General features: G+C 53.7%; 1 protein-coding gene. It reads right to left on the bottom strand.

Annotated features, from left to right (window positions below; translation table 11 throughout):
* A partial coding sequence (locus AC6BYQ_RS28465) for an Ig-like domain-containing protein (RefSeq protein WP_498057925.1) occupies positions 1-845 on the bottom strand: 845 nt, incomplete at both ends.

Here is an 845-nt window from a genome sequence, read left to right as displayed (position 1 = left end):
CCATTGTTCACTGCCGGATAGTCAACGCCATCCACATTGACAACTACAGTGGCTGTCGGATCGTTCACTGTACCAGTGAGTGCTGGTGTGCTGTCATTCGTCAACACGTCATCCAGCGCAACCACAGGTGCTGTGATGTCTGCTGAAACTGTGCCTGTACCTGGCAATGAAGTGTTGCCTGCAGGGTCAGTTGCTGTTGCAGTCACTGTATCGCCATCCACCAGGTTACCCGGGTTTGGTACTGACCAGCTACCATCTGTTCCAGCTACCACTGTTGCAGTGGTGCCATCAGGATAAGTCACAGTCACGGTTGAACCAGGCTCTGCCTGACCGCTCACTGGGTCTGTTGCATTGATCGGATCAAGCACCGGTGCATTTGGTGCAACCGTATCAATGGTCACCACTGCAGTATCGTTACCTACGTTACCTGCTGCATCTGTTGCAGTCACGGTAATGGTGTGTGGACCGTCTGCGAGTGTTGGAAGTGTATTGTCTGCAAGTGTCCAGGTGCCGTCGCCATTGTTCACTGCCGGATAGTCAACGCCATCCACATTGACAACTACAGTGGCTGTCGGATCGTTCACTGTACCAGTGAGTGCTGGTGTGCTGTCATTCGTCAACACGTCATCCAGCGCAACCACAGGTGCTGTGATGTCTGCTGAAACTGTGCCTGTACCTGGCAATGAAGTGTTGCCTGCAGGGTCAGTCGCTGTTGCAGTCACTGTATCGCCATCCACCAGGTTACCCGGGTTTGGTACTGACCAGCTGCCATCTGTGCCTGCTACCACTGTTGCAGTGGTGCCATCAGGATAAGTCACAGTCACGGTTGAACCAGGCTCTGCCTG

This window comes from Serratia sp. LTN-2, from assembly GCF_059740205.1.
The sequence above is the reverse complement of the archived record's forward strand: the minus strand, read 5'-3'. Positions and strand labels throughout refer to the sequence as shown.